27 protein-coding genes are annotated in these 22,723 nt (G+C 67.6%); 8 read left to right on the top strand and 19 right to left on the bottom strand.

Annotated elements, in window-relative coordinates; translation table 11 throughout:
• Positions 1-2: 2 nt before the first annotated feature.
• From LC060_RS08790 to nifB, 6 genes are read right to left on the bottom strand one after another with little or no spacing between them, the layout of a single operon-like run.
• Positions 3-374, bottom strand: a complete 372-nt coding sequence (locus LC060_RS08790) for a DUF3024 domain-containing protein (RefSeq protein WP_226634612.1) — start codon at positions 372-374, stop codon at positions 3-5.
• Positions 371-649: a nitrogen fixation protein NifZ gene (locus LC060_RS08795; RefSeq protein WP_226634614.1), complete on the bottom strand. Its 279-nt coding sequence runs from the start codon at positions 647-649 to the stop codon at positions 371-373. The genes LC060_RS08790 and LC060_RS08795 overlap by 4 nt, the downstream gene beginning before the upstream one ends.
• Positions 646-996, bottom strand: coding sequence for a nitrogen fixation protein NifZ (locus LC060_RS08800; protein ID WP_226634616.1), 351 nt, complete (start codon positions 994-996; stop codon positions 646-648). Before LC060_RS08800 ends, LC060_RS08795 begins: the two co-directional genes overlap by 4 nt.
• The gene (locus LC060_RS08805; RefSeq protein WP_226634618.1) at positions 977-1,552 is read right to left on the bottom strand and encodes a tetratricopeptide repeat protein; all 576 of its coding nucleotides are present in this window, start codon (positions 1,550-1,552) and stop codon (positions 977-979) included. Before LC060_RS08805 ends, LC060_RS08800 begins: the two co-directional genes overlap by 20 nt.
• Positions 1,549-1,770 carry a 4Fe-4S binding protein gene (locus tag LC060_RS08810; RefSeq protein ID WP_039390827.1) on the bottom strand — a complete coding sequence of 74 codons (222 nt, stop codon included), beginning with the start codon at positions 1,768-1,770 and terminating at the stop codon, positions 1,549-1,551. The genes LC060_RS08805 and LC060_RS08810 overlap by 4 nt, the downstream gene beginning before the upstream one ends.
• Positions 1,771-1,776: 6 nt before the next feature.
• Positions 1,777-3,360, bottom strand: a complete 1,584-nt coding sequence (gene nifB / locus LC060_RS08815) for a nitrogenase cofactor biosynthesis protein NifB (protein WP_226634622.1) — start codon at positions 3,358-3,360, stop codon at positions 1,777-1,779.
• A 302-nt stretch (positions 3,361-3,662) separates the two neighbouring features.
• Here nifB and LC060_RS08820 point away from each other — a divergent pair, with 302 nt between their 5' ends.
• Positions 3,663-4,757 carry a CNNM domain-containing protein gene (locus tag LC060_RS08820; RefSeq protein ID WP_226634624.1) on the top strand — a complete coding sequence of 365 codons (1,095 nt, stop codon included), beginning with the start codon at positions 3,663-3,665 and terminating at the stop codon, positions 4,755-4,757.
• Positions 4,758-4,770: 13 nt separating this feature from the next.
• On the opposite strand, the gene LC060_RS08825 is transcribed toward LC060_RS08820, so the two are convergent.
• The 5 genes from LC060_RS08825 to LC060_RS08845 all read right to left on the bottom strand — a co-directional run bounded on the left by LC060_RS08825 (position 4,771) and on the right by LC060_RS08845 (position 8,480).
• Positions 4,771-5,619, bottom strand: coding sequence for an SIR2 family protein (locus LC060_RS08825; RefSeq protein ID WP_226634626.1), 849 nt, complete (start codon positions 5,617-5,619; stop codon positions 4,771-4,773).
• Positions 5,620-5,623: 4 nt separating this feature from the next.
• Entirely contained in the window at positions 5,624-5,833 is a 210-nt protein-coding gene (gene nifT / locus LC060_RS08830; RefSeq protein ID WP_226635292.1) for a putative nitrogen fixation protein NifT, read from the bottom strand.
• Positions 5,834-5,845: 12 nt separating this feature from the next.
• A complete protein-coding gene (locus LC060_RS08835; protein ID WP_226634628.1) occupies positions 5,846-6,718 on the bottom strand; it encodes a 4Fe4S-binding leucine-rich repeat protein in 873 nt (290 codons plus the stop codon).
• A gap of 16 nt (positions 6,719-6,734) precedes the next feature.
• Entirely contained in the window at positions 6,735-6,929 is a 195-nt protein-coding gene (locus tag LC060_RS08840) for a 4Fe-4S dicluster domain-containing protein (RefSeq protein ID WP_039390815.1), read from the bottom strand.
• Positions 6,930-7,073: 144 nt separating this feature from the next.
• The gene (locus LC060_RS08845; RefSeq protein ID WP_226634635.1) at positions 7,074-8,480 is read right to left on the bottom strand and encodes an alginate export family protein; all 1,407 of its coding nucleotides are present in this window, start codon (positions 8,478-8,480) and stop codon (positions 7,074-7,076) included.
• A gap of 333 nt (positions 8,481-8,813) precedes the next feature.
• Between LC060_RS08845 and modA the strand changes: the two genes are divergently transcribed.
• The 3 genes from modA to LC060_RS08860 are packed head-to-tail and all read left to right on the top strand — an operon-like array spanning position 8,814 to position 11,006.
• Positions 8,814-9,587 carry a molybdate ABC transporter substrate-binding protein gene (gene modA, locus LC060_RS08850; RefSeq protein WP_226634637.1) on the top strand — a complete coding sequence of 258 codons (774 nt, stop codon included), beginning with the start codon at positions 8,814-8,816 and terminating at the stop codon, positions 9,585-9,587.
• 2 nt (positions 9,588-9,589) lie between these two features.
• Positions 9,590-10,294, top strand: a complete 705-nt coding sequence (gene modB / locus LC060_RS08855) for a molybdate ABC transporter permease subunit (RefSeq protein ID WP_039390811.1) — start codon at positions 9,590-9,592, stop codon at positions 10,292-10,294.
• A complete protein-coding gene (locus LC060_RS08860) occupies positions 10,284-11,006 on the top strand; it encodes a molybdenum ABC transporter ATP-binding protein (RefSeq protein WP_226634639.1) in 723 nt (240 codons plus the stop codon). Before modB ends, LC060_RS08860 begins: the two co-directional genes overlap by 11 nt.
• On the opposite strand, the gene LC060_RS08865 is transcribed toward LC060_RS08860, so the two are convergent.
• Positions 10,933-11,316, bottom strand: coding sequence for a winged helix-turn-helix domain-containing protein (locus LC060_RS08865; protein WP_039390810.1), 384 nt, complete (start codon positions 11,314-11,316; stop codon positions 10,933-10,935). The genes LC060_RS08860 and LC060_RS08865 overlap by 74 nt on opposite strands.
• Before the next feature lie 195 nt (positions 11,317-11,511).
• On the opposite strand from LC060_RS08865, the gene LC060_RS08870 reads away from it, so the two are divergent.
• A complete protein-coding gene (locus LC060_RS08870) occupies positions 11,512-12,162 on the top strand; it encodes a TetR family transcriptional regulator C-terminal domain-containing protein (RefSeq protein WP_226634641.1) in 651 nt (216 codons plus the stop codon).
• 47 nt (positions 12,163-12,209) lie between these two features.
• On the opposite strand, the gene LC060_RS08875 is transcribed toward LC060_RS08870, so the two are convergent.
• A complete protein-coding gene (locus tag LC060_RS08875) occupies positions 12,210-13,106 on the bottom strand; it encodes a LysR substrate-binding domain-containing protein (protein WP_226634642.1) in 897 nt (298 codons plus the stop codon).
• Between the two features lie 99 nt (positions 13,107-13,205).
• Between LC060_RS08875 and LC060_RS08880 the strand changes: the two genes are divergently transcribed.
• The 3 genes from LC060_RS08880 to astD are packed head-to-tail and all read left to right on the top strand — an operon-like array spanning position 13,206 to position 17,089.
• Positions 13,206-14,231 carry a 2-oxoadipate dioxygenase/decarboxylase family protein gene (locus LC060_RS08880; protein WP_226634644.1) on the top strand — a complete coding sequence of 342 codons (1,026 nt, stop codon included), beginning with the start codon at positions 13,206-13,208 and terminating at the stop codon, positions 14,229-14,231.
• On the top strand, positions 14,228-15,643 hold the full coding sequence (locus LC060_RS08885) for an FAD-binding oxidoreductase (protein ID WP_226634646.1): 1,416 nt from the start codon (positions 14,228-14,230) through the stop codon (positions 15,641-15,643). The genes LC060_RS08880 and LC060_RS08885 overlap by 4 nt, the downstream gene beginning before the upstream one ends.
• A gap of 21 nt (positions 15,644-15,664) precedes the next feature.
• On the top strand, positions 15,665-17,089 hold the full coding sequence (gene astD, locus LC060_RS08890) for a succinylglutamate-semialdehyde dehydrogenase (RefSeq protein ID WP_226634648.1): 1,425 nt from the start codon (positions 15,665-15,667) through the stop codon (positions 17,087-17,089).
• On the opposite strand, the gene LC060_RS08895 is transcribed toward astD, so the two are convergent.
• The 6 genes from LC060_RS08895 to LC060_RS08920 form a co-directional block, all read right to left on the bottom strand.
• Positions 17,090-17,974, bottom strand: coding sequence for a LysR family transcriptional regulator (locus tag LC060_RS08895; RefSeq protein ID WP_226634650.1), 885 nt, complete (start codon positions 17,972-17,974; stop codon positions 17,090-17,092). It lies immediately after the preceding gene.
• 82 nt (positions 17,975-18,056) lie between these two features.
• Positions 18,057-19,292, bottom strand: a complete 1,236-nt coding sequence (locus LC060_RS08900) for an NAD(P)/FAD-dependent oxidoreductase (RefSeq protein ID WP_226634652.1) — start codon at positions 19,290-19,292, stop codon at positions 18,057-18,059.
• Between the two features lie 46 nt (positions 19,293-19,338).
• Positions 19,339-20,544 carry a 3-oxoadipyl-CoA thiolase gene (pcaF, locus tag LC060_RS08905; RefSeq protein ID WP_226634654.1) on the bottom strand — a complete coding sequence of 402 codons (1,206 nt, stop codon included), beginning with the start codon at positions 20,542-20,544 and terminating at the stop codon, positions 19,339-19,341.
• A gap of 14 nt (positions 20,545-20,558) precedes the next feature.
• Positions 20,559-21,338, bottom strand: coding sequence for a 3-oxoadipate enol-lactonase (gene pcaD, locus LC060_RS08910; protein ID WP_226634656.1), 780 nt, complete (start codon positions 21,336-21,338; stop codon positions 20,559-20,561).
• Positions 21,338-22,009, bottom strand: a complete 672-nt coding sequence (locus LC060_RS08915) for a CoA transferase subunit B (RefSeq protein ID WP_226634658.1) — start codon at positions 22,007-22,009, stop codon at positions 21,338-21,340. The genes pcaD and LC060_RS08915 overlap by 1 nt, the downstream gene beginning before the upstream one ends.
• A complete protein-coding gene (locus tag LC060_RS08920; RefSeq protein WP_039390797.1) occupies positions 22,009-22,716 on the bottom strand; it encodes a CoA transferase subunit A in 708 nt (235 codons plus the stop codon). The genes LC060_RS08915 and LC060_RS08920 overlap by 1 nt, the downstream gene beginning before the upstream one ends.
• Positions 22,717-22,723: the final 7 nt, after the last annotated feature.

Genomic DNA, 22,723 nt, shown 5'->3' on the forward strand with positions numbered 1-22,723 from the left:
CTCTATTGCCAGAAAACGCGGGCAGGATCGGCGTTGAGCCAGCCCATCAGCTCACCAAGGCGCGCGAACGGGCCGTCCTCGATCCAGCTGTGCGTGCCGTGATCGCGCCGGTAGAGCCTCCATTCGCGCGCGCGTTCGTCCCAGAGGAGGCGCGCGATGTCGATTTCGCCGCCTTCGGGATCGACGGTGCGTGAACAGCACGGCGCGCGCACGAGGTAGCCGTCCTCGATGGGCACGACCACGGGCTCGACGTAGCGGTAGCGCCGCCGCCGAACGAGCAGGCGTTCGATCCGCGCCAGGTCGAACTCGTTGGGCTGGCGGGCGAGAAGCGCGCGCGGCGCGGGGGCCTCGGCGGGGGCGGCAGCAAGGCTCATGCCAACGTCCCTCCCGTCTCGGCGCGTTCGATCTCCTCTTCGAGACAGCCGACGACGAGCGGGAAACCTGCCCCTTCGCCGCGCGCGAACTCGACGAGGTAGACCGGCTGGTTGCTCTCCTCGTGGTGGCCCACGTTGACGATTTCACCGCACGTCCCGCGCGGGGCCAGGATCGCTTCAGGCCGGGCGCCCGGAAACGAGCCGTCATTGACAAGGTCCACCACCGCGCGCACGGCCTCGCCCCAGCCGTAGACGGGTTCCCGAATGTCCATCATGGCCGGGCACTCGAATGGGCCGGAGCCGGGCTTGCGGGCCGTGCGACAGGCAGTTCGTCCTCGTCCTCCTCGCTCGCCCAGACCGGGTCGAGCTCGCGGCGCTTCATGCCCACGCGGTGGCCGCTCTCGAAGAACTCGATGCCATAGATGTAGAACTGCTGGAGGAAGGTGCCGATCGAGACGACGACGCCCTCTTCGCCCTTTCGGACCAGCAGTTCGCCGATCTCCTTGCCCGCGTACGTGCCATCGTTGCGCACAAGACGCCGCGCGCGCACGCGTTCTCCATAGCGGAAGGCGGGCGGGCCATTGAGTTCAACGACCTCGCTGTCACGAACGATGTTCGCCATCGGCCTCCTCCTCATCCTCCATGCGGTTCAGGACATCGACAAGGACCTGCGCCCCGATGCGGTCACGCGGGTCGAGTTCGAGCAGTTTCTCGGCCGCCTCCCGGCCCGCTTCGAGATGGCCGGTGCGCAGCGAAAGATAGGCGTAGCCCTTGAGACTGAAGAGGAAGAAGCGCGGCAAAAGCGCCTCCCACTCCCCGAAGGCGGCATCGCCCGCCTGCACCCGCCGCCAGTCCTCGCCCAGGACGTTGAGGCGCAGGGCCTTGGCAACGCAGGCGCGCGCCACGTCGAGAGCTTCGTTCAGCCGTCCCTTGTAGAAATAGAAGCGGTAGAGCGCGATCAGGACGGCGGCGTGGTCGGGCGCGATCTTCTCGGCTTCGAACAGGTGCGTCTCGGCCACATCGGTCAGGTGATAGCGCGTGGCCGCACGTTCGAGGTGAGAGCGCGCCTCCTCGGGCAGGCCCCCTCCCAGGAGGGGGCTGGCGAGGATCGAACGCTCGAACGCGTCCGACGCCCCGCCAAAGCCCTCGAACGGCAGCGTTTCACGCGCCCCGCTCATGCTGGCTGATACCGCGGCACGCTGGCGTCGAGCACGCAGGTGTCATCGACCGGACAAATCGCGACGCACTGCGGGTCCTCGAAGTGGCCGATGCACTCGGTGCACAGCGCCGGGTCGATGACAAAGGTGCCCTTCGCCTCCGAGATGGCCATGTTGGGACACAGCGCCTCGCAGGCCGTGCAGTTGGTGCACTGGCTGGCGACGATCTTGTAGGCCATCGCCGCTCACCCCGCCTGGCTGAGCAGCGCGCCCTGGCGGATGGCCGCATCGCCGCGCTGCTGGTGGACGATCTCGCCGCGCTCGATCTTGCCAAGGTAGTCCTTGAACCAGACCAGCGCGGACTGTTCGATGTATTCGTGGGCGTACTGGTCGACCGGCTCGACGCCGGCGGCCTCAAGATCCGCCTTGGGGCAGCCGCCGATCTTGGCGACAAAGACCGCGTGGCAGTCATTGATGGCCGCGATCACGGTGTCGAGCGCGTCCTCCTCGCCGTACCCGCCCTGGCAGTAGAGATCGACGCGGCGGTGGCCGACAAACTTGGCGCCCTTGGCGTTGAGCTCATAGACCTGGAATTCCTTGGCGTGGCCGAAGTGCTCGTTGATGATCCCGTGGCCCTTGGTGGCAACCGCGACCAGGACCGAGATATCGCCTGCCTTTTCAAGGCCGTCCAGTTCGCTCGCCTTGGCCGCGACCTTGGCCTGGCGCTCGCCCTCTACGGCCTGCTGGTAGGCCTTGCGGCCTTCGGCGTCGTATTCGATGTCCATCGCCATGATCTTCTCGGTGGTGAACTCGGCCGAGCGGTCTTCGCCCAGAAGCCCGACCGCGTCGGCGCGGCACTGGCGGCAGTGGCGCATCATGTTCATGTCGCCCTCGCAGGCATCCTGAAGTGCCTTCAGTTCCTGCGCGGAAGGACCGCGCTGACCGTTGAGGCCGAACACGGTGCCGTGCTCGGGCGCGGAAATGAGCGGCATGATGTTGTGCAGGAACGCGCCGCGGCTCTTCACCGCCTTGTTCACCTCGACAAGGTGCGCATCGTTGATACCCGGGATCATCACCGAGTTGATCTTGGCAAGGATGCCCCGCTCGGTGAGCATTTCGAGGCCCAGCAGCTGTCGCTCGGTCAGGATCTTCGCGGCTTCATAGCCCTGCAGGCGCTTGTTCTCCCAGAAGATCCAGGGGTAGATGTGCTGGCCCACTTCGGGGTCCACCATGTTGATGGTGATGGTGACGTGGTCGACCTTGTACTTGGCGATCTCGTCGACCCAATCGGGCAGCGCGAGGCCGTTGGTCGAAAGGCACAGCTTGATGTCGGGGGCGACCTCGCTGATGAGGCGGAAGGTCTCGAAGGTCTTTTGCGGGTTGGCGAGCGGATCGCCCGGCCCGGCAATGCCCAGCACGGTCATCTGCGGAATGGTGGAGGCGACCGCGAGCACCTTCTTCGACGCCTGCTCGGGCGTCAGGCGCTCCGAGACGACGCCCGGCCGGCTCTCGTTCGCGCAGTCGTACTTGCGGTTACAGTAGTTGCACTGGATGTTGCAGGCAGGCGCGACCGCCACGTGCATGCGTGCGTAATGGTGGTGGGCTTCTTCGGAATAGCACGGGTGGTTCTTCACCTTCTCCCAGATCTCGGGCGGCATGTCGGCCGGCCCTGCGCTCGATCCGCAGCTCGCCTTGCCCGAACCGCCTTCGGTCCCGCAGCCCTTGTGCTCGGCCACCTTCTGCATGACGTCGGAAATATCGACGACGCCGTCTGCGGAACTGGCCTCACGTGTGCTGTCCGGATCCTGGCTGAAAAGGGTGTCGGTCATGGAAAACTCCCCAAGTCGCAGCCGGCGGAGGGGGCACCACCGGCTTTCTGCTGATGGGAGAGGCTCAGCAAACTGCGTGCCAAATATCGGAAACTACCGATTTGCAGGCGTTTCATGCCGCACCGCAGCACGCCGTACACGAAGGTCCCTGTCGCGATTGTCAGGCTTGGTACGCCGACTTTGTCCGGCTCGCGACACGACAAGGTGCAGGTCGTGCACGATCAGGCACCTAGGCAAGGCGGAGAATCCCCGTTACCAGAACGGGTTCGCGCACACTCGCGCAACGGAGTACGAATAGCCGCATGGCCTTGCTGGTCTTTTATGTCGCCCTGGCGCTGTGCGTCTCGTTCCTGTGTTCGCTGCTCGAATCCTCGATGCTGACGCTCACGCCCTCGCAGGTACGCACCTTCGAGCAGCGCGGCGCGCCCTGGGCGCGCAAGCTCAAGCGGTTGAAGGACGATGTCGACCGCCCGCTGGCCGCGATCCTCACTCTCAACACGATTGCCCACACGATGGGTGCCGCGGGTGCGGGCGCGCAGTACGCCAAGCTCTACGGCAGTGGCAGCGAGGCGGTGTTCGCCGCGCTGCTGACCGTCGCGATCCTGATCGTCACCGAAATCATCCCCAAGACCATCGGCGCGCGCTACGCCACGGGTCTAGCCCCGTTCTGCGCCTGGATCCTGCCGCCGATGATCGCGTTGCTGGCGCCCCTGGTGTGGGTTTCGCGCCAGATCACCAAGGTCATTGCGCTGGGCCGCACCGCCGAAACCCCGCGCCACCGCGAAGAGCTTCTCGCGGTCACCAGCCTGGGCCAGGCCTCGGGCCAGATCGACACCGCCGAAGCGCGCTTTCTCAACAACATGCTCCAGCTCGACCGGATCAAGACGGCCGACGTGATGACGCCGCGCACGGTGGTCTTCAGCCTGTCGCAGGACATCGCGCTGGACGAGTTGACCGAGAAGGTGCGCAAGTCCCCCTTCACCCGCATTCCCGTCTCGGGCGAGGGTGTCGACGAGATCCGCGGCTTCGTCATCAAGCACGACGTGCTCGACCTGCTCATGGACGAGGACTGCGACGAGCAGGGCTTTGCTGAACTGATCCGCCCGCTGCCCAGCGTGCTCGACCAGCTGAGCGTCGACCGGCTGTTCCACCGCTTCATCTCCGAGCACCACCACATCCTGATGGTGGTCGACGAATACGGCAGCTTCCTGGGCCTGGTGACGCTGGAGGACGTGCTGGAGACGATCTTCGGCTTCGAGATCGTGGACGAACTCGACGCGGTCGACGATCTGCAGGAATACGCCCGCGAACTCTCGCGCCGACGCGCCGAGGCCGCAACGCGGATGAAGACCCCCGCGCCCGCCGCCGCGCCCGAACGCCGCGCCGCGCGCGACTGAGAGCGCCCGCCCGTCAGCCCATCAGCTGCCCCAGCGCCTCGCCCAGAGGCTTGGCGATGGGCACAATGTTCTGTTCCTCCAGAAAGCGCCGCTCGTTGCGGGTAAGTGTTTCCACGTCGAGCACGGCATAGTGCCGCGCGGCCGAGCGCTTCATGATCTGGCGCGCGTAGGTGCGCAGAAGCTGGTCGTCGAAGCGGCAGCCCAGGAAGACGAAGCCAAGACCTGTCCGGCGATGGCGGACCTCCTCGGGGATCGGGGTCTGGATGTCGATCTCGGTGAGGACCTCGACATAGTCCGCATCGGTGATGAGAAAGTTCGCATCGGGCGCGATACCGCCATGGGGCGTGTAGAGCAGCGTCGTTGCGGCCTCGGCCTCCTGCGCCTTCGCCGGATCGCCGCCGGGCGTGTAGAAGCGGAACCAGCGGTCCTCGCCGATGTGCGCGCGGGTGATCCCCTGCACTTCGGCCCAGTCCTCGCGGCCCGCGGCAAGGAGCGCGGTGCGCATCTCGCCCGCATACCAGGCATCGACGACGAGCGGCAGCGGCAGGCCAGCAAGCCAGCGGTGAAAGGCCGAAGGCAGCACGCCCTGGGAAAAGGCCTCCTTCATCCAGGCCGTCACGGTGTCGCGAAAGCGCGTGCTCTCAATGTACTGCGCGGCGGCCCAGCAATTGCCTTTTGCGCGGCGCGGAAGCGTGGTCTTGGTCGCGAAGAACTCCGCCAGAGCCTCGGTCGAGAGCGGCACGGCATGCGCGCCCAGCGCCGAGATGCCGGGCCCCACGAAAGGCACCAGTTGCCCGGCCCGCAACCCCTCGCCCACTTCGTCGAGCAGCACCTCGGGATTGTCCAGAACATGTGTCGCCATGGGCTCAGTCCTCTTCCACGGTGGCGCGTTTCTTCGCCTCGACGGTGATCGGCAGGCGCGTGTCCTCGGCCAGCCAGGGCAGCTCGAGCACCCATCCATTGGCAAGGCGCACCCAGCCGCCCCACAGGCTTTCCTTCTCGACCTCCACGATCGGCTCCTCCAGGTCTTTCTTGGGCACGTAGGCCGAGAGCTGTCCCTCGGCGCGGCGGATCATGACTTTCACAGGCTAGGTCTCCTTTGCGGGATCATGGGGCGCGGGAAAGGCGACGACTGCGGCGCCCTCGTCCTGCGCCTCCTCCTCGAGCCGGCGCGCCAGTTCGGGCACGGCCTCGATGCGCGTGCGCGCAAGTTCGCGGATGGCGGGTTCCTCGTCATCGAGCAGCGCGACAAGGTCCTCCTCGGCCAGCCGCTCGGCAACGGTGAAGCGCACGCGCATGTCGCTGTCCTCGACCAGCAAGCGCAAGGGATCGGGCGGCAGCCGCCCGGCGACCTCGCGGCGCACCAGCGGGTCGGGGTCGAAGGCCATGTCGGGCAGCGCGCGCAGATCGATCCGCCGGGCCACCCAGGCGCGCACCTCGGGGTCAGGGTCGTGGCGCACCAGCGGCAGCATTTCGACCGGCATGCGCCGCACTGCGGTGATGCGCACCATGTAGGCCTCGTCGCGGATCGCGGGCACCAGGTCCGCCCCGGTCAGCCGCGAGGCCGCCGCGATGCGCACGTCGATATCCTCGTCGTGGATCATGTTGCGGATCCTCTCCACAGGCAGGCGCAGCGTTGCCATCGCGCGGACCTCGGGTTCGGGATCGTCCAGCAGGGGCACGAGGCGGAACACCGTGGCGTGGCGCGCGGCGCCTGCGCGCACCTCGAAATAGGGATGGTCGAGATACTGGTCGGCAAGCTCGGGGTTGGCGCGCAGGAACGTCTCCACCCGGCGCGCGCGGCGGTCGCGGATGCAGGCGCGGCCCTTGGCGCACAGACCCATCGCGTTGATGGCCTGGTGGTCGCACTCACGGCAGCGCACCGGACGCCCCTTCCAGTCGAGCGCGGCGCCCAGATTGTCCTCGAAGGCGTTGTCCTCGAAGGCCACGGCCCGTCCCATGCCCCTTGCGCGCCGGTCAGGCCGGCACGCAGGTCTTGGGGACGGGGCAGACGGTGTCGCACTGCGGATGGTCGTACTCGCCCGCGCACTCGGTGCACTTGGCGGGATCGATGATGAAGGTGTCGCCCTTCATCGAGATCGCCGCGTTGGGGCATTCGAATTCGCACGCGCTGCACCCGGTGCACTGCGAGGCGATGATCTTGTAGGCCATGGTTGTCCTCCTGCCTGTGTCCGCTCGAGTGAAAGCAGGAAGCGTGCCAGCCAGAAAGTCGAGGACTTATAGCGCGTTGGAACTACATCAGGATGTCAGGGACCCGACAAACGTGTCCGCTTTCCCCCATCGTGCAGGCGCGTGTCAGAAGTGGACCGTCGCGCTGGTATAGCCATAGAGCGTATCGCCCCAGCCGTTGGCACCGCTCGCATTCTTCAGGAAATCGCCGCGAAACAGCACCGCCCCGCCGGTATCGACTTCCAGCACCCGGGGCACCAGCCAATAGCCCGCGCGTGCCTCCAGCTGGTAACCCGCGAAACGGCCCGCGTTCCCCTCGGCGTCCGAGACGCCGGTCGCGGAAAAACTGTCCTCGTGGCTGTCGGCCCAGTTCGCCCGGCCCATCGCCGCAAGGGTGAGCCGCTTGGCCGGGCTGGCCTGAACCAGCGCCCCCACCGATCGGATATTGGCACGGCCCAGCGCACCGTAGAGCGAGGTCGGGCCGAACTCGAAGCGGCGCGCGCCGAACAGTGTGTCGAAGCGGTTGTAGGAACCTTCCCCCTTATCGCCCGAGACGAGATCGAGTTCGAGCGCCACGCGCGGACTCCAGCCACCAGCAAAGCGATAGCCCACCTCGGCATGCGCAAAGTAGGCCGAGACGTCGCGTTTGGAGGCATCCGGCGTGCCCGTCACACGCGTGTTGCCGAACTGGTAGGCTCCTTCCACGTCGAAATCCATGCGCCCCGGCGTGCTCTTGCGCGAAAGCCGCGCTCCGGCTGTGCGCAGGTGCCGGTTGCGCGTTGCACGCGATGGGGTGTCGTCCTCGTCGAGGCCGTAGAAATAGCCCTCCAGTGCCGCCCCGCGAAGGCCGATGGGCGTGCGCGCGAAAGCGCCCCAGAAGGTTTGATCGAACCCCTGGCTATCGGCGTGCACCTGGTTGTCCAGAATGCCGTCCCGGTCCCCCGGCAGGCGCCGTACGGGCATCGTGTAGAAGGCCGAGACGGCCTCTCCGCCCGTGCCCGTCCAGTCCGCACGGAAGCCTGTGAAAGCGTTGATCGTGTTGCGAAAGCGATTGCGCGCGACAAGTCGGCGCGAGCCCAGGTCCATGGTGAAGCGCCCGGCCTGGAGGCGCGCGGAGGTTCCCTTGCCCAGCGCCGCGCCGAAATCGAAGGCGACATAGGCCTGCGTCACCGCCAGCGCGTTGACCTCGGTGGTGCCGAGCGAGCTGCCCTCGCCCCCGCCATAGGCGCGCGAATCGGTGATCTCCCCGCCCACCTCCACCGGCCCAGCGTCATAAGTCACCTGCAGATCGCTGCGCAAAAGGAGCGCGTCGCTGCTGCGCGCGCGGCCGGGACGAAACTGGTTGTCGATCGCCTCGTAGCGGGCCCGCACATGGCCCTCGACCGTCAGCCCCTCGGGATTGCCGAGAGCCTTCTGGAGGCTCGGCGCGTCCTCCTCTCCGGCCTGGGCCACGCCCGGCAGAAGGCTCAGGGCCAGCGCATGGAACAGGCCCGCGTATCGGGCGCCGCGCGCGCCCCGCACCATCATCGTCATCGGAAACTCCCTGGAGAATGCGCGCGACATGTTCCTGTGCCTAGCACGGGACAACCGCTTCGGTCGCGGCGCTATTTTCTATATCTTATGGTATATAGATGGTACGGAAAGTCCAGACCGGGTACGGCTCGCCGGTGCGAAGAGCATTTTTCATCCGCGGACGAGCGGAAAGGGAACACCCGCTTTCCTCGCGACTTATCCGCATTTCTTGGCCTGACATCCGGGCAGCGGATAGTCTTCGCCCCATGCTGCAACGCAGCGATCACGGGTTTCGCATCTTTCCCGCAGCCGCATTTCAATATACAGATGGATATAGCAATTTCCGGAGGGATCATGTTGAACCGAATCGGCCGCTGGTGCGCGGCCCTCGCGCTGCTGCTGGCCCTCGGCCTTCCCGGCCAGGCCGCATGGGCCGCGGGGCCCACTGTGCTCGCAGCCGCAAGCCTGCGCGAATCGATGAACGCGGCCGCCAATGCCTGGGCCGCCAAGGGCCATGCACGCCCGGTGATCTCCTTTGCCGGCTCCTCCGCGCTCGCCCGCCAGATCGAGGCCGGGGCGCCTGCCGACATCTTTGTCTCGGCCGATGAGAAGTGGATGGACTACCTCCAGGCCCGCAAGCTGATCCGCACCGCGACGCGCACGTCCTTTCTTGCCAACGACATCGTCCTCATCGCACCCAAGGCCAGCCCGGTGAAGCTGGCGATCAAGCCCGGCTTCCCGCTCGCCCGCACGCTTGGCAACCGCCGTCTCGCCATGGCCGACACCAACGCCGTGCCCGCCGGGCGCTACGGGAAGGAAGCGCTCCAGAAGCTGGGCGTGTGGAACAGCGTTTCGGGCAAGGTCGCCAGCGCCGAGAACGTGCGCGTCGCCCTCGCCTTCGTCAGCCGGGGCGAGACCCCGCTGGGTGTCGTCTATGCCACCGACGCCAAGGCCGATCCGGGCGTGCGCGTCGTCGGCACCTTCCCGCGCGCCAGCCACACCCCGATCAGCTACCCCGTCGCGCTGACCGCAAAGGCCGCCAACCGGGAGGCCGAGGCCTTCCGCAAGTTCTTGATTTCCCGCCAGGGCAAGGCCGTCTTCGCCCGCTTCGGGTTCCGCACGAACTGAGCATGGCAGGCCTCCTCTCCCCCGAGGAATGGCAGGTCGTCGTCCTCTCGCTCAAGGTGAGCGGCGTGGCGATCCTGATCGACCTGCCGCTGGCCTTTGCGCTGGCCTGGCTGCTCGCGCGCGGGCGCTTTCCCGGCAAGGTGCTGCTCGATGCCATCGTCCACCTCCCGCTCGTCCTGCCGCCGGTGGTGACAGGCTGGATGCTGCTGCTCGCGTTCGGCAGCAACGGGCCGGTCGGGCGCTTCCTGCTCGACACCTTCGGGCTTGGCCTCATCTTCCGCTGGACCGGCGCGGCGCTTGCCGCCGCGATCATGGCCCTGCCGCTGATGGTGCGCGCGATCCGGCTCTCGCTGGAGGAAGTCGACCGGCGCCTGGAAAGTGCCGCGCGCACGCTGGGCGCTGGCCCCTGGCGCACCTTCGCCAGTGTCACCCTGCCCCTTGCCCTTCCCGGCGTGATGGCCGCGCTAGTCCTGGGCTTTGCGCGTTCCATCGGTGAGTTTGGCGCGACGATCACCTTTGCCTCGAACATTCCGGGTGAGACCCGCACGCTGCCGCTCGCGATCTATACCGCGCTGCAGATCCCGGGCAGCGAAGGCGACGTGGCGCGCCTCGCGATCATCTCGGTACTGCTTTCGCTTGCCGCGCTGGTGATTTCCGAGACACTGACCCGGCGCTCCGGGCAGAGGAAGGCCGGCCATGCCCTTTGACGTCGACATCGCTCTCCAGCGCGGCAGCGCGCACATCGCGGCCCGCTTCCGCGTCGGGCCGGGCCTCACCGCCCTGTTCGGCACCTCGGGCGCGGGCAAAACGAGCGTGCTCAACGCCGTTGCCGGGCTCATCCGCCCACAGAGCGGCCGCATCGCGGTGGGCGGGGACATTCTCTACGACGGCGCCGCGCGCCTGCACCTTGCGCCCGAGAAGCGCGCCTGCGGCTACGTCTTCCAGGACAGCCGCCTGTTCCCCCACAAGAACGTGCGCGACAACCTGCTGTTCGGCTGGAAGCTCGCGCCCGCCGCGCGGCGCTGGATGGCGCTGGAGGAAGCGAGCGAGTTCCTCGGCATCGCGCATCTGCTGAAGCGCATGCCGCGCACGCTGTCGGGCGGCGAAATGCAGCGTGTCGCAATCGGCCGCGCGCTCCTTTCCGGGCCCCGCTTCCTGCTCATGGACGAGCCGCTCTCCTCGCTCGACGAGGAACGGCGCGGCGGGGTGATGCAGGTGATCGAGCGCATCCGCGACGAACTGGCCCTGCCCATCCTCTACGTCAGCCACGACCGGCGCGAGGTGGACCGGCTTGCCGATCATGTCGTGACGCTGGGCCCGGATGGAGCGCGGGTCACCCCCGGGATCAGGACTTCTGATGGGCCAGCGGCGCGTCGCGCAGCGCTGCGCCCAGTTCCGTCCACTCCGCACAGTCCCTGAGGCCGCGGCTCTCCTCCTGGAGGCTGCGGTAGAGTTGAAGGATGCCCCGTCCATAGGGGGTCATCCGCGCACCGCCGCGCGCCGAACCGCCCGGTGCGGTTTCCACCAGCGGTTCGTGCCAGCAGCGGTTCATCGTATCGACCAAGAGCCAGGCCCGGCGGTAACTCATGCCGATCTTGCGCGCGGCGGCCGAGATCGAACCTTCCTCGCCAATGGCATCGAGCAGGTCCGCCTTGCCCGGCCCCATGGCGATCTCATCCCCTGAATAGATCTGCAACTTGATCTTCAAGACTGGTGCGCTCTGGCTCATCCGCCCGTCTTGGCCCGGATCTATCCGCGTGGCAAGCCACCGCTGCAAAGCGCGTTGGAACACTTGTCTGTACCACTAAGAGACACTCTGGCGCGCAACAAATGGCCACTTGCCTAGCGTTGAATCGATTGCAATATAACACTGGGGCCTTTGGGCGCGATACGAAACAGAACAAGAAGAAGCGGGACCATAAAAATGAACACTCGTCCGACGGAGACGCCGCAGGCCGGGGCACAGCGGCCACGTCGCACTATCAAGCGCCAGCAACCCGGCGTGCGGCGGCAGGATCTGCTGCAAGTGACCCTCGAATGCCTTGCCAGATTGGGGCCACGGGGCACCACGGGACGCGAAATCTGCCGACAGGCCGGGGTCTCGCATGGTCTCTTGCGCCACTACTTCACCAATCCGCAGAACCTGCTGCTCGAAACCTACGAAGAGCTCTGCAACCAGGTCATCACGGGCCTTGCTGCCGAACTGACAGTGCCCGATCGCGACGCTTGGGCCTCGCTCGACGCCTTCTTCGACAAGCTGTTCTCCGACGAATGGGCCAACACCCAGAATCTCGGCGCCTGGCTCGCCTTCTGGTCGCTGGTGCGCAGCGATCCCGAATTTGCAGCGCGCAACGATGCCCTCAATAATGAAGTCCGGCGCCTGCTGGCCGATGCGATGTCACGCCTTTCCGAGCGCCCGCTGGGCTCGTCGATGGACGATGCCGTCGCGATCATGGCCGCCACCATGGACGGTCTGTGGTTCGAGTACTGCCTCTCGCCCAACCGCCTCTCGCGCGAGCGGGGCATGGAATTGTGCAAGCGCACCTTGCGCATGCTCATTCCCGAAGGCGCCTGAGGCCCGAAACGGCCTGCCACGGGGAACTCACGGGGGACTGACGCGCCTCAGCCTGGCGTCGGCGCGTCAGCCTCGTCACGCACCCAGGCCACGAACCGGCCGAGCGGCGATCCGCCCTCAGGGTCGCCGCGCCAGACAAGATGGTAGGCCTCGCGGGTCGACAGCGCGGTCTCGAAAGGGATGACCAGGGTTCCCGCGGCCAGTTCGGGCTTGATCAGGAAGCTGGGGATGAGCGCCACACCGGCGCCCGCCGCCGCGGCCTGCGCCAGCATCAGGAAGTGCCCGATGCGAGGCCCCTCGCAAGGGCGCGCCAGTTCCACGCCGCACGCCGCGAACCACTGGTCCCAGGCCCTGGGGCGCGAGGACTGGAAGAGCAGCGGCTTGTCCGCCAGATCCGCCGGACGTTCCAGCGGGTTGGCCTCCAGCCAGCCTGGCGCGCAGACCGGGACCGCTTCCTCGCGAAACAGGAACGCGTGGTTCATTCCGGGCCAGGGCGGCTGTCCGAAATCGAAGGCGGCATCGAACTCGCCTGCCTCCTCATCCTCGCCGAAAGGCCAGCTGCGGGCCGCGATATTGATGACAAGTTCAGGGTGCCGGGCCGAGAGGCGGGGCAGGCGCGGCGCCAGCCAGCGCATGCCCAGGCTGGGCAGGCAGGCAATCGTGAGGCTGTTGTCCCCGCGCTGTTCGCCCAGCCGCGCGCTGGCCCGGACGATCTGCGCGAGCGCAGGCTCCACCGCCTCGGCATAGGCGCGCCCGGCCGCGTTCAGCTCCACCCGCCGCCCTGTCCGCACGAACAAGGGAACACCCAGCCGCGCCTCGAGTTGGGATATCTGACGGCTGATCGCGCTCTGGGTCAGCCCGACCGCGCGCCCGGCCTCGGAAAAGCTGCCGTGGCGGGCGGCGGCCAGAAAGCTGCGCAAGGATTGCGAGGAAGGCAGATGCACGCCGGCGAGATCATTCCATTTCATCATGCATTGATGATAGCTTGTCGTTTGCAGGGCAAGAATTTCGCGTGGTAAGCGCAAGGGCAGAGGAGACAATCGATGCAGGATCTGCACACATCGACCGTTGCACGCCTAGTTCGCGCGCACCTGGGTGACGAGATCGGCGCGGTCACGCTCGCCGCACTTAACATCGCGCCTGCGCTGCTGAGCGAGGAAGGCGAGCGCGTCTCGCGGGCCAGCATGGCCACCGCGCTAGGCGCGGCGCTGTTCCGCACCGTTCTCGACGGCGTGCCGAGCGCGTCCGCATATGTCGGCGAGCGCCTGGAAATCGATCAGCGCATCACGCTCGACCACGGCGCCTTGCGCACGATCCTCTTTCCCGAGGGCCCCACCGGCGCCCTTCCCGGCGGGCAGGAGGCCTTCGCGCGCATCCTGCACCCGCTCGGCTATGTCGAGGCCGCGCAGTATCCGCTGCCGCGCCTCCGGATGACCGGCCACGCCTGGTGCCACCTCGACTATCCCGAGGACATCCTCCAATACTTCGTCAGCGAACTTCATGTCGACCAGTTCGACGCCGAATTTGCAGCCGCCGCGCACCGCGTCTTTGACACGTCGGCCGATCCGCTGAGCGCACAGGCCAAGGCCGCGCTCGACCGTTTTGCGGCCGAGGGCAGCGTGCCCTTTGCCGAAGCCGAGGCGCTTCTCCCCGTCCTCGTCTCCGCCTTCGACCGCGCGCACGAGCCCGCCTTCGAAGACGACTACGAGACGCTGCTGGCCCAGTCCAAGGAAGCCGCCTGGATCGCCACCGAGGGCAACGCCTTCAACCACGCGACCGACCGCGTGGCCGATGTCGCCGCGCTGGCCGAGGCCCTGCGCGCGGCGGGCAAGCCGATCAAGGACACGGTCGAGCACTCCGCCTCGGGCCGCGTCCACCAGACCGCCTTTCGCGCCGACATGGTCGAGCGTCCCTTCCGCCGCGCCGACGGTACGCCGGTCACCCGCACAGTGCCCGGCTCGTTCTTCGAATTCATCACCCGCGACACCCTGCCCGGCAGCGAGGCCCTCGACCTCGGTTTCGACAGCGGCAATGCCACGGGCATCTTTGCCATGACACGGACCCCATGACCCTTTCCAGCGACGCCCGGATTGCTCTTGAGACGATTGTCGGCGAGGCCAATGTCCTCAGCGCCGAAACCGACATCGACGCCTACGCCGAAGATGGACGCGGCACGCGCGGGGCTGCGGCCTGCGTGGTGCGCCCCGCCAGTGCCGAGGATGTGCGCGACGTTCTGGAAGCGGCCCATGCCCATGGCGTGACCGTCATCCCGCAGGGCGCGCGCACCGGCCTTGTCGCGGCCGGGCTTGCCGCCAGCGCCGAGGATCAGATCGTGCTCAGCCTCGAACGGCTGAAGGGCGAGATCGCCATCGATCCGGTCAACCGCTCGGCGCGCGTGGGCGCAGGCGTGCTCCTCTCCGAGCTCAACGCGGCGGCCGAGGAACATGGCCTGTTCTTCCCCATCGATCTGGGCGCCGATCCGTCCATCGGCGGCATGGTTGCGGCCAACACCGGCGGCGCGCGTCTCTTGCGTTACGGCGATGTGCGCCAGAACCTGATGGGCCTCGAACTCGTCACGTCCGAGGATGCCCCCCGTATCCTCTCGCTCGGCTCCGAACTCTGGAAGAACAACAGCGCGCTCGCGCTTCAGGATCTTGTCGCGGGCAGTTCGGGGACGCTCGGCGTCGTGACGGGCGCGACGCTTGCGCTCAGCCCGAAGCCGGTCAACACCGTGACCGCGCTCCTCGCCCTCCCACATCCCGAGGCCGCGCTCGACGTCCTCGCGCGCATGGAAAGCGCCTTTGGCACACTGCTGACCGCGTTTGAGGGGATCTCCAAGCCCGCACTGACCGCAGCCATCACCCACGTGTCCTCGCTGCGCGATCCCTTCGCGGGCGAGATCCCGGGATACTGCGTGCTGCTTGAACTCTCGGGCGGCGCGGCGATCGAGGCCGAATGGCTGGAGGAAAAGCTTGCCGAGACGCTCGAGCCCCTGTTCGAGGACGGCACCATCGCCGACACCCGCATCGACCGCGGCACCGCGCTCTGGGCCGTGCGCCACGCGGTGCCCGAGGGCCTGCGCAAGTCGGGCAAGGTCGTCGCCTGCGACATCGCGATGAAGCGCGGCGATGTCATGCGCTTTCGCACCGACATTGCCGCCCGCCTTGCCAAGGTGGCCCCGCAGCTTGAGCTGTGCGACTTCGGCCACATCGGCGACGGAGGCCTGCACTGCAACAGCGTCTGGCCCGAAAGCGCAGGCGCCTTCGATCCCGCCGTTGCCGACGCCGCGCGCGAGACCATCTTCGCCGCCGTCGTCGAGGACTACCAGGGCAGCTTCAGCGCCGAACACGGCGTGGGGCCGGCCAACGCGGACTGGTACGCGCGCTTCATTCCCCAAGACGTGCGCGCGCTGTCCGGACAGATCCAGGACCTGATCGCCCCGCGCCCGATGGGCCGGGTGCGCTTTGGCCCCACGCGCTGAATTTTCCGGGAGAGAGAGCACATGACAACGCCCCACAACGGCTCCGCCTTCACCTCGCTCGATCCGGCCACCGGGGAGGTGGTCTGGGAGGGCGCGAGCGCCACGCCTGCCGATTGTGAGGCCGCCATCGCCAAGGCCCGCAAGGCTCTTGGCGGCTGGCGCGCCGCGCCGCTCAGCGAACGGATCGCCGCCGTGGAGCGCTTTGCGAGCGCCATCGGCGAAGACGAAGAGGGCCTTGCCGAAACGATCTCGCGCGAGACCGGCAAGCTCCTGTGGGAGACCCGCACCGAGGCCAAGGGCATGGTCGGCAAGGTCGCCGTCTCGATCCGCGCGCAGGCCGAACGGGCGGGCGAGCGTCGCCAGGACATGCCCTTTGGCGAAGCGGTGCTGCGCCATCGCGGCCACGGCGTGATGGCGGTCCTGGGCCCCTACAACTTCCCCGGGCACCTCCCCAACGGCCACATCGTGCCCGCCCTGCTCGCGGGCAACACGGTGGTCTTCAAGCCCAGCGAAATCGCGCCTGCCACCGGCGCACGCATGGCCGCGGCCTGGGACAAGGCCGGACTTCCCGAAGGCGTCTTCAACCTCGTCCAGGGCGGTCGCGAGACTGGCGAAGCGCTGGTGGCGGGCGACATCGACGGCCTCCTCTTCACAGGTTCGGCCCATGCGGGCCGCGCGCTCAAGCACGCCACCATCGAGCGCCCCCACCTGATCCTTGCGCTGGAGCTGGGCGGCAACAACCCGCTGATCGCCTGGGACAGCCCCGAGGAAGCCGCCTCGATCATCGTCCAGTCCGCCTTCGTCACCTCGGGCCAGCGCTGCTCATGCGCGCGCCGCCTGATCGTGCCCGAGGGCCCCAAGGGCGATGCCATCATCGAGGCGCTCGACGCGCTGACTGACAAGCTGGGCATCGCGGCCTGGAACGAGGAGCCTGCGCAAGCGGCCTTCATGGGCCCGCTCGCCTCCACCGCGGCCGCGCAGCAGGCCCACCGCCAGGTTGGCGCGCTGATCGACCATGGCGCCACCTCGATCCGCGCCTTTCATGGCATCGAGGGCCGCACGCCTGCCTTCGTCGCGCCCGCGATCCTCGATGTCACCGGGATCGAGGTCCCCGACGAGGAGATCTTCGCCCCGGTCCTGCAGGTGCGCCGCGTACCCGATTTCGACGCGGCGCTGGCCGAGGCCAACGCCACGCGCTTCGGGCTGTCCGCCGGACTTGTCAGCGCCGATGCAGACCTGTGGCAGCGCTTCGTGGAAGAGAGCCGCGCCGGCGTCGTCAACCGCAATCGCCCGACCACGGGCGCGGCGGCCAACATGCCCTTCGGAGGCCTTGGCGATTCGGGCAACCACCGTCCGAGCGCCTACTACGCGGCTGATTACTGCGCCTATCCGATTGCCAGCTTCGAGGCCGAAACGCCCAGCGCCGTCGCGATTCCAGGCCTGTAATCAGGCTTCGCGCAGCGCCGCGACCAGCGCGTGTTCGGCCGTTGAAAGGCGCCCCTCGGGCCGCGTGAAGAGGCCGGTCGGGCGTTCGTAGCGGGAGAGCCCGAGGTCGAGCGAGACCAACTGGCCCGAAGCAATCTCGGCGGCAAAACTGCTGCGATCGCCCAGCGAGACGAAGGGCCCTTCAAGCAGGCATCCCTTGACCACGTGGAGCGAAGAGGTGCGCAGCGCGATGGGCGGCTCGATCAGCTCGGCGCGCGCAAACATCTCGCGCCAGCCGGCGACCAGCGCCGGGTGGTCGGGCACGATCCAGCGTTCCTGCACTAGGTCGGCTAGCCCCACCCGCGCCCGACCCGCCAGCGGATGGTCGGCGCGCATGATGACGCCCGCGCTCTCCATCGCCAGCGTCTCGAACGCCAGACCTTCCAGATCGACATAGGGCCCGCGCGCGCCGAAGACGAGGCGCACCGCCCCTTCGCGCAAGGCATCGAGCAGCGCGCCGAGCGGCCCCTCGCGCACCTGGACCTGGACCTGGGGATGGCTGCGCGCCAGCGCGGCAAGCGCGCGCGGCAGGCGCAGCATGGCAAAGGCCGCATCGGTGCCGATGTGCAGGGTCTCGCGGCCCTGCCCGGCCCCGGCCCGCACCGCCTCGACCGCCCGGTCGCGCTCGGCGAGGATCAGCCGCGCGCGCGGCAGGAGTTCGATACCGTGCGGCGTCAATTCCACCCCGCGTGCCCCCCGCGTGAAGAGCGGCGCTCCCAGGCTCTCCTCCAGCATCTGCAGGCTGCGCGAAAGCGAAGGCTGCGACACACTGAGGGCCTCGGCCGCGCGGTTCACGCTGCCAAGGCTCGCGACTTCCACGAAGCGTTCCAGTTGCCGAATATCCATCGCGCCTGCGCTCCTCCCGAATGATCGAGAGAAGCTATAACAGGCGCAAGCGGATCGCCATCTTTTCGATAGCCCTGTCCGATCAGGCCGGCAGCAGTTCCTTCAGCGGCTTTGCCGGATCGGCCAGGAATTCCACCGGGACCTTGGCGCCCGCTTCGACCAGCTTGCGCCCCTGCACGAAGTCCTTGGCGTTGTTCACGCAATCGACCGCAACGACGGTGCCTTCGCGCAGGTACACGACCGAGAACTTGCGCGCTTCGGGATCGCCGCGCAGCACGGTTTCATCGTAGCCCGCGTTGATCCCCGCCGTCTGCAGCCGCAGATCGTACTGGTTCGACCAGAACCAGGGGAAGGCCTTGTAGGGGGCGGGATTGCCGCAGATGGCCTTGGCCACGCAGGTCGCCATGTCGGTTGCGTTCTGGACCGATTCCACGCGCATATCCGCGCCGCCTGCATAGGCGCAGGCGAACTGCGCGCAGTCGCCGATGGCGTAAACGCCGGGCAGGTTCGTCTGGCAGTGGTCATCGACCGCGACCCCGTTCGCACCCTTGGCGCCTGCGCTCAGCAGCGGCGCGACGGCAGGCACGATACCGATGCCCACGATGACCGCGTCGGCGGGGAGGACCGAACCGTCGGCCAGGCGCACGCCCGTCACCTTGTGCCCATCGCCTTCGAGGCACTCGACCAGGGTCCCGGTACGCAGGTCCACGCCGTGCGCGCGGTGCTCGGCCTCGTAGAAGGCGGAAAGTTCTTCCCCTGCAACACGCGCGAGCACTCTGTCCTGCGCTTCGAGAAGCGTAACTTCCAGGTCGAGCTTGGAGAGGACCGCGGCGGCCTCCAGACCAATATAGCCGCCGCCGATCACGACCACGCGGCGTATCCCTGCGTCGACTTCGGACATGAGGCGGTCGCAGTCCTCGCGGGTGCGCACGGCGTGAACGCCCGCCAGGTCCGCGCCCGCACAGGTCAGGCGGCGCGGATCGCCGCCGGTCGCCCAGACGAGGTGCGTGTAGCCCAGCGTCCCGCCATCCGAGAGCGCCACCGTCTTCGCCTCCGGGTCGACCCCGGTGACTTCGGTGGAGAGGCGGAAGGTCACGTCCTTCTCGGCCCAGAAGGTCTCGGGGCGGATGTAGAGACGGTCAAAGGTCCTTTCGCGCGCGAAGTACTCCTTGGAGAGCGGCGGGCGCTCATAGGGGAGTTCGGGTTCGCGGCCGATGACGGTGATCGCGCCTTCAAAACCGTTCTGCCGCAGCGCAATGGCGCACTGGGCGCCCCCGTGTCCGGCTCCGACGATAACGACAGACGACTGATCCGTCATGCGACCTCTCCTTCTTGTTTTCGCGTGGTATTCGGGTGGGCGGCGCTCAGACGCGCTCGAGCAGGAGCGCAAGGCCCTGCCCGACGCCGATGCACAGGAAGACGAGCGCGTACCTGCCGCCCGTCACGTGCAGTTCCTCCACGGCGCTCATCGCGATGCGCGCGCCCGACATGCCGAGCGGATGGCCCAGCGCAATGGCGCCGCCGTTGCGGTTGACGCGCGTGTCGGTAAGCGGGTCGATGTCGAGCGCGCGCAGCGTGGCGATGGCCTGGCTGGCGAACGCCTCGTTGAGTTCGATCACGCCGACCTGGTCCATGGTCATGCCCTGACGCGCGAGAACGCGGCGCGCGGCCTCGATGGGGCCAACGCCCATGACGCGCGGCGCGATACCCGCCGCCGACATGCCCAGGACGCGCGCGCGCGGGGTCAGCCCGTGAACCTTGGCGGCCTCTTCGGAGGCGACCAGCATGGCGGCCGCGCCGTCGTTGAGGCCCGACGCGTTGCCCGCCGTCACCGTGCCGCCCGGCTTTACCACGCTCTTGAGCTTGGCAAGCACGTCGAGGCTGGAGCGGCGGGGATGCTCGTCGGTGTCGAAGACGATCGGGTCGGCCTTGCGCTGCGGGATCGTGACCGGGACGATCTCCTTTGCCAGACGCCCGCTGGCCTGCGCGGCGGCGGCCTTTTCCTGGCTGTTGAAGGCGAAGAGGTCCTGGTCCTCGCGGCTGACGTTGTAGTCCTCGGCCACGTTCTCGCCGGTCTGCGGCATCGATTCGACGCCGTAGAGTTCCTTCATCTTCGGGTTGACGAAGCGCCAGCCCAGCGTCGTGTCCTCGATCTTCTGGTCGCGCCCGAACGCGCTGCCCGCCTTGCCCAGAACGTAGGGGCTGCGGGTCATGTGCTCGACCCCGCCCGCGATCATCAGGTCTGCATCGCCTGCCTTGATCGCCTGCGCGGCCATGCCCAGCGCGTTGAGGCCGGACGCGCACAGGCGGTTGACGGTGACGCCCGGCACGTTCTCGGGCAGGCCAGCCAGCAGCGCTCCCATGCGCGCAACATTGCGGTTGTCCTCACCCGCCTGGTTCGCACAGCCCAGGATCACGTCGTCGACGCGCGCCCAGTCGACGTCCGGGTTGCGCGCAACCAGTGCGGCCAGTGGCACGGCGGCCAGATCGTCGGCGCGGATGCCCGAGAGCGAGCCGCCGAGCTTGCCGACGGGGGTACGGATGGCATCGCAGATGAAGGCTTGGGTCACGTCAGGTCTCGGCTTCAGTTCGTAAGGAAGGACGTCATGCCCGCGGCCAGCGCCTCGGGCGCTTCGAGGGGCGCCAGGTGCGCGGCCTCGAGCGCGAGATGCTGCGCGCCGGGGATCGTCTCGAGGAGGTTTTCACCGTGGCCCTCGAGCGGGGTCGAGGTGTCGCGCGTGCCGGTGACGACCAGCGTCGGGCAGGTGATGGCGGAAATACGGCCCGCCAGGTCCATGTCGCGGATCGCTGCGCCGCAGCCCGCGTAGCCTTGCGCGTCGGTCGCGATAAGCTGGCGCAGCACGGCGTCGTAGACAGCAGGCTCTTCGGCACGGAATTCGGGCGAGAGGAAGCGGCCCATCGCCATCTCGGCAATCGCGACCATGCCCTTTTCGCGCACCGTCGCAATGCGCTGGTCCCACGAGGCCGCGTCCATGGTGGCCGAGGTGCAGACGAGCACCAGCTTCTCCAGCACGCCGGGGTGGGCGAGCGCGATCTCCATGCCGATCATACCGCCCAGCGAGACGCCCGCGAGCGCAAAGCTCTCGACGCCCGCATCCCTGGCGACCGCCAGGATGTCCTCGGCCAGCAGCGAGAGCGTATAGTCGCCCGGTTCGGCCTGCGAGGCGCCGTGGCCGCGCGTGTCGATGCGCAGCAGGCGAAACTGATCGCGCAGATGCGCCAGCGCGGGGTCCCACAGGTCCATGTCCGAACCGATGGAATTGAGGAGGACAAGGACCGGCGCGCCTTCGCGCCCGTCCATCTTCCAGTAGATCTGCGCGCCCGAAACCTTGGTAAAGGGCATCAGGCCACCTCTTCCAGCGCGGAAGTATCGAAAGGCACGGCGGTCTTTTCGCGCACTTCGTCGAGGGTGACGCCCGGCGCCAGTTCGATCAGGCTAAGGCCACCTTCGGCGCGGTCGACGGCAAAGACGCACAGGTCGGTGATGATCATGTCGACCACCGCCTTGCCGGTCAGCGGCAGGGTGCATTCGGGCAGGATCTTGGATTCGCCCTTCTTGGTGCAGTGATCCATGACCACGACGATCTTCTTGACGCCCGCGACAAGGTCCATCGCGCCGCCCATGCCTTTGACCATCTTGCCCGGGATCATCCAGTTCGCAAGATCGCCGTTCGCGCTCACTTCCATGGCGCCCAGAACGGCCATGTCGATGTGGCCGCCGCGGATCATCGAGAAGCTGTCGGCGCTGGAGAAGAAGCTGGAGGTCGGCAGCGCGGTGACGGTCTGCTTGCCCGCGTTGATGAGGTCGGGGTCTTCCTCGCCGTCATAGGGGAACGGGCCAATGCCCAGCATCCCGTTCTCCGACTGGAGCGTCACCTTCATGCCCTCGGGCACGTAGTTGGCGACGAGCGTCGGGATGCCGATGCCCAGGTTCACGTAGAAACCGTCCTTGAGTTCCTTGGCCGCGCGCGCGGCCATCTGGTTGCGGTCCCAGCCCTTGCTTTCCTGGGTCATTAAACGGCCTCCCTTTCGCGCACGGTCTTCTTCTCGATGCGCTTCTCGTTGATGGTGGAGAGCACCACGCGGTCGACGTAGATGCCGGGCGTGTGGATGCAGTCGGGATCGAAGGTGCCCTCGGGCACGATCTCTTCCACCTCGACGACGGTCACCTTGCCCGCGGTCGCCATGTTCGGGTTGAAGTTGCGCGCGGTCTTGCGGAACATGAGGTTGCCCTCCGGGTCCGCGCGCCAGGCCTTGATGATCGAAAGGTCGCTGCGCAGCCAGGTCTCGCGCACGTAGTCCTCGCCCTCGAAGGTCTCGACCGGCTTGCCTTCGGCGACCACGGTGCCCACGCCCGTCTTGGTGTAGAAGGCCGGGATCCCGGCGCCGCCTGCGCGGATGCGCTCGGCGAGCGTCCCTTGCGGGTTCAGTTCCAGCTCCAGTTCGCCCGAAAGGTACTGGCTTTCGAAGAGCTTGTTCTCGCCCACGTAGGAGGAGATCATCTTCTTCACCTGGCGGCTTTCCAGAAGCATCCAGAGGCCAAAGCCGTCGGCGCCCGCGTTGTTCGAGACGACGGTGAGGTCCTTCACGCCCGACTTGCGGATCTCGGGGATCAGGCTCTCCGGGTTGCCCGAGAGGCCAAAGCCTCCCGACATGATCGTCATCCCGTCGAACAGCACGCCGTCGAGCGCGGCTGCGGGGCTCTCGTAAATCTTGCTCATGGTCTTC

The sequence above is a fragment of the Novosphingobium profundi genome (assembly GCF_020524485.1).
Taxonomy (GTDB): Bacteria; Pseudomonadota; Alphaproteobacteria; order Sphingomonadales; family Sphingomonadaceae; genus Novosphingobium; species Novosphingobium profundi_A.